The organism is Sphingomonas bacterium (genome assembly GCF_903644055.1).
Classification (GTDB): Bacteria; Pseudomonadota; Alphaproteobacteria; order Sphingomonadales; family Sphingomonadaceae; genus Sphingomonas_I.
In genome coordinates this window covers 1-4499 of sequence record NZ_CAHJXD010000083.1, presented here as the reverse complement: position 1 = coordinate 4499, position 4499 = coordinate 1, and the positions used below count along the sequence as shown (strand labels likewise).

Genomic DNA, 4499 nt, shown 5'->3' with positions numbered 1-4499 from the left:
GCCGCGCGCACCGCCACGCTCACAGCGCCGCCTCGGTCACGGGCCCACCCGCCTGCCGGCGCGCGCCGATCGCCGCCCCGCCGATGATCAGCACCGCGCCGATCACCGTCGCGGGCACGACTCGCTCGCCGAACACCAGCCAGCCGAGCAATGCCGACCAGACGAAGGCGGTATATTCCACCGGCACCAATTTCTGCGTCTCGGCATGGGCATAGGCCCAGGCGAGCAGCAGCGACGAGACGATCGCCAGCGCCGCCGCGCCGAACAGAGCGGGCCAATGCTCCGCCGCCGGCCATACCGCCGCGAACGGCGCGCCCAGCGCATAGAGGCCCAAGAAGACGAGGTTGGTGAAGAAGGTGATCTCGATCGGCCCCGATTGCAGCGCGGAGGCGCGCAATTGCACGAGATTATAGGCGTAGAACAAAGAAGCGAGCAGGATCGCCAGCCGCCCCGCCAGCGCCGGATCGCCCGTCCCCTGCCCGCTCTTCGAAACGACGATCACCGCGACCCCCACGAACGCCAGCCCGCACGCCAGCATCGCGTTGCGCCGGATGCGCTCGCCCAGCATCACCGCCGCGAGCAGGATGGCGATCAGCGGCGACAGGAAGGTCAGCGCCACCCCCTCCGCCATCGGCACGCGCACCAGCCCCCAGAAGAACAGGAGCACCGAAAAGGCCGCCGCCGCGCTGCGCTTGAAATGGAGGATCAGCGTCGCCCGATCGGGCCAGGGCCGGCGCCCCGCCACGAACAGCCCGCCGCTCAGGATCACCCCCGCGAGCGACCGCCACAGCATCGCATTATACGCCCCGATCTCGATCGCCAGCCCCTTGATGACCGCGTCCATGCCCGAAAACACCGCGATGCCGAGGCACGCGACCGCAAAGGCGAGCGGGGTCGAGATACGGGCGATGCCGCTCAACGGATCAAACGGATTTCGACGCCGACCTCCGCTTGCGCCATCCGTGTATCGGACGTGAGAACCGGCAGCCCGCTAAATCGTGCTGGGACGAGGCAGGCGCGATCGCCGAGCGAAAGTCCCAGATGTATCGTCGTACGCCGCAACTTCGCGACCTCGATGGCATGCGCGTCCCTGAAGGCACGGGTGCGAAAGCCGAAACTCTGAAGGATAGCCTGTGCTTCGGCGGGATCGACGCCGACCTCGGCGACTTTGGTCAGCACCTCGCAGACGTTTATGATCGATGCTTCCGCCGTGCGCATATGCGCCTTGACGACATCCGCGCCGGGTTCACGGTTCAGGACGGCAAGCAGCGCCGAAGCATCCAGAACGACCACCTCAGTCGCGCGCGGCCTCTGCCCGTCGGTCGGCGATCAACTGGTCGACCAGACTGCCGCTGAATCCCTCGGGAAGCAGCGCGCGAAAGCGATCCTGGCCCTGACGGACGATATCGTCATAGGTCTGCATCACGAGCTTGCCCTGCTGGCGTTCGATCGCGAGGGCGTCGCCCGGTTTCAGGCCGATCTCGCGCGTGAGATCGGCCGGCAGCACTATCCGTCCATCCTCGCCGACGCGCACCTGATAGGTCATGATCGTCTCCTGCGAGGGCGCTTAACACAGCCCTCACTCCGCCGCCACGGCCTCCTGCGCCTGGCCGGCCGCCTCGATCTCCGCCGCCTTCGCCTCGACGAGCCGGACGATATGCTCGACCATGTCGGCGTCCTGCACGGTGTGATCGGTCACGCCGGAGAGATAGACCATATGCTTGCCGTTGCCGCCGCCGGTGAGGCCGATATCGGTCTCGCGCGCCTCGCCCGGGCCGTTGACGACACAGCCGAGGATCGAGAGCGACATCGGCGTCGAAATGTGGCGGAGCCGATCCTCCAGCGTCTCGACGGTGCGGATCACGTCGAAGCCCTGCCGCGCGCAGCTCGGGCAGGAGACGACGCGCACGCCGCGCACGCGCAGGCCGAGGCTCTTCAATATCTCGTAGCCGACGCGCACTTCCTCCTCGGGCTCGGCGGACAGCGAGACACGGATCGTATCGCCGATCCCCGCCCACAGCAGATTGCCCATGCCGATCGAGGATTTGACCGTGCCGCCGATCAGCCCGCCCGCCTCGGTGATGCCGAGGTGCAGCGGGCAATCCACCGCCTCGCCGAGCTGCATATAGGCCGCGACCGCGAGGAACACGTCCGAAGCCTTCACCGCCACCTTATATTCGTGGAAATCCTGGTCCTGGAGCAGCTTGATATGATCGAGCGCGCTTTCGACCAGCGCCTCGGGGCAGGGCTCGCCATATTTCTCGAGCAGGTCGCGCTCGAGCGAGCCCGCGTTGACGCCGATGCGGATCGCGCAGCCGTTGGCCTTGGCGGCGCGCACCACCTCGGCGACGCGCGCCTCGCTGCCGATATTGCCGGGGTTGATCCGGAGGCACGCGGCGCCCGCGTCCGCCGCCTCCAGCGCGCGCTTGTAGTGGAAGTGGATGTCGGCGACGATCGGCACCTTGGCGGCGCGGACGATCTGCTTGAGCGCGGCGGTCGAGGGCTCGTCGGGGCAGGAGACGCGGATGATGTCCACCCCCGCCTCCTCGCAGCGGCGGATCTGGTCGACCGTCGCGCGCACGTCATCGGTCGGCGTGTTGGTCATCGTCTGGACGGTGATCGGCGCATCGCCGCCGACGGGGACGTTGCCGACCATGATCCGGCGCGATGGGCGGCGCGCGATATCGCGCCAGGGGCGTATGGAGGACATGCGCACCCGTATAGCGCCCGAACGTGGCGGATCAAAGACGCCGGATGCGCCGCGCGGCATCGGGTCGCCGCTTCGGGCTTGCGCGCGGGCGCTTGGAGGGCGAAAGCCCGACGATGCAGCGCGGCGCGAGCGAACGGCACTTCGGCATGGATTGGCTGCGGATCGGCGCGTTCCAGCTCCTGATCCTCTATCATGTCGGCATGGCCTTCGTGCCGTGGGACTATCATGTGAAGGTCGCCTCGCTCGATTGGGTGAGCATCCCGATGCAATTGACCAGCCCGTGGCGGCTGTCGCTGCTGTTCGTCGTCTCGGGCTATGCCAGCGCGGCGCTGCTCGGGCGCAGCGCGGGGGCGGGCGCCTTCCTGCGACAGCGGATGGCGCGGCTGGGGCTACCGCTGCTGTTCGGGATGATCGTCGTCGTGCCGCCGCAGCCCTGGGTGCAGCTCGTCACGCAGCATGGCTACGAAGCGGGTTTCGCGAGCTTCCTCGCGCATGATTATTTCCGCTTCCGGACGATCGCCGGCATCGCGATGCCCGGCTGGATGCATCTGTGGTTCGTCGCCTATCTGATCGCCTACACGCTGGTGCTCGGCCTCGGCCACGCGCTCCCCGCGCGCTGGCGGGAGATGCTCCGCCGCGGCGGCGAGCGGCTGTTCGCCGGGCCGCAGATCCTGATCGTCGGCATCGCCTTCGTCTGGTGGACGCGGATCCGGCTGATCCCCGGCTGGGAGGATACACACAACCTTGTCGACGATTGGAGCGCGCACGCCCATTATCTCGGCATGTTCCTGTTCGGTGTGCTGCTGCGCGGATCGGCGCCGATGATGCGGACGATCGCGCGCTGGTGGAAGCTCGCCGCGCTGCTCGCGATCGGCGGCTATCTGGTATTGGCCGGGCTCGAATATCGCCATCCCGGTCCGGCGCCGCTGCCGCCGGCGATGCGCCCCCTGCTGTGGGCGGCGCGCGCGGTGGAAAGCTGGGCGGCGATCGTCGCGCTGATCGGGCTCGCCGATCGTTACGCGAACCGCGATCACCGCTGGCGCGCGACTCTCGCCGAGGCGGTCTTCCCCTGCTACCTCGTCCACCAGACGATCATCCTGCTCGTCGGCTACTGGCTGCGCGGCAGCGCGATCGGCCTGCTCGCGCAATTCCTGATCCTCATCGCCGCGACGCTCGCGGGCTGCTGGCTGTTCTACCTGGCAGGCCGCCGCATCGAACCGCTGCGGCCGCTGATCGGGTTGAAGCGGTTGCCGGGTCCCGGCGCGGCAAGGCTGCGCCCGGCGACGGCCTAGCGCCCCCTCCAAGCGATATCGACATTCAGGAAGATCCTCCCCGGCACGGGGAGGGGGACCACCCGCAGGGTGGTGGAGGGGGCCCGCTGGAAAGCACGACGCTTGTGGAGAGTCCCCTCCGTCATGCCCATGGCATGCCACCTCCCCTTCCAGGGGAGGATCGCCAACGTCGATATGCCTGCTACTCCGGCACAGGCGGTGGCGGCGTCCCGCCCGTGCTGCTGGAGCCTGTCCTGTTAAGGTCGAACTCCCGTCACCCCGGCCTTGAGCCGGGGTCCCGCTGCTTGGCCGACGCTGAAGAAAAAACGGAACCCCGGCTCAAGGCTTGGGTCGCGCTTCATCTTGAACGGGACAGCCTCTAGACACCGCCCATGACCACCCCCTCCCCCGGCTGGACCCTCGTCATCCACGGCGGCTCGGGCAGCATGACCCGCGACCGGTTGGCCCCCGACGAAGACGCCGGCGCCCGCGCCGGGCTCGCCGCCGCGCTGGACGCC

Annotated in this window: 5 protein-coding genes; 1 reads left to right on the top strand and 4 read right to left on the bottom strand. The window is 68.5% G+C overall.

The features are described from left to right. Positions 1–19: 19 nt before the first annotated feature. The 4 genes from HUU94_RS03700 to ispG are packed head-to-tail and all read right to left on the bottom strand — an operon-like array spanning position 20 to position 2710. On the bottom strand, positions 20–919 hold the full coding sequence (locus HUU94_RS03700) for a DMT family transporter (protein WP_368039841.1): 900 nt from the start codon (positions 917–919) through the stop codon (positions 20–22). After that, positions 916–1293, bottom strand: a complete 378-nt coding sequence (locus tag HUU94_RS03695) for a type II toxin-antitoxin system VapC family toxin (protein ID WP_174273767.1) — start codon at positions 1291–1293, stop codon at positions 916–918. The genes HUU94_RS03700 and HUU94_RS03695 overlap by 4 nt, the downstream gene beginning before the upstream one ends. Position 1294: 1 nt before the next feature. Continuing rightward, positions 1295–1546, bottom strand: a complete 252-nt coding sequence (locus tag HUU94_RS03690; protein WP_174273766.1) for an AbrB/MazE/SpoVT family DNA-binding domain-containing protein — start codon at positions 1544–1546, stop codon at positions 1295–1297. Positions 1547–1579: 33 nt separating this feature from the next. After that, on the bottom strand, positions 1580–2710 hold the full coding sequence (gene ispG, locus HUU94_RS03685; protein ID WP_174273765.1) for a flavodoxin-dependent (E)-4-hydroxy-3-methylbut-2-enyl-diphosphate synthase: 1131 nt from the start codon (positions 2708–2710) through the stop codon (positions 1580–1582). A gap of 44 nt (positions 2711–2754) precedes the next feature. On the opposite strand from ispG, the gene HUU94_RS03680 reads away from it, so the two are divergent. Next, positions 2755–4002 (top strand): acyltransferase, encoded by a 1248-nt coding sequence (locus HUU94_RS03680; protein WP_368039840.1) that lies wholly within the window; start codon positions 2755–2757, stop codon positions 4000–4002. Positions 4003–4499: the final 497 nt, after the last annotated feature.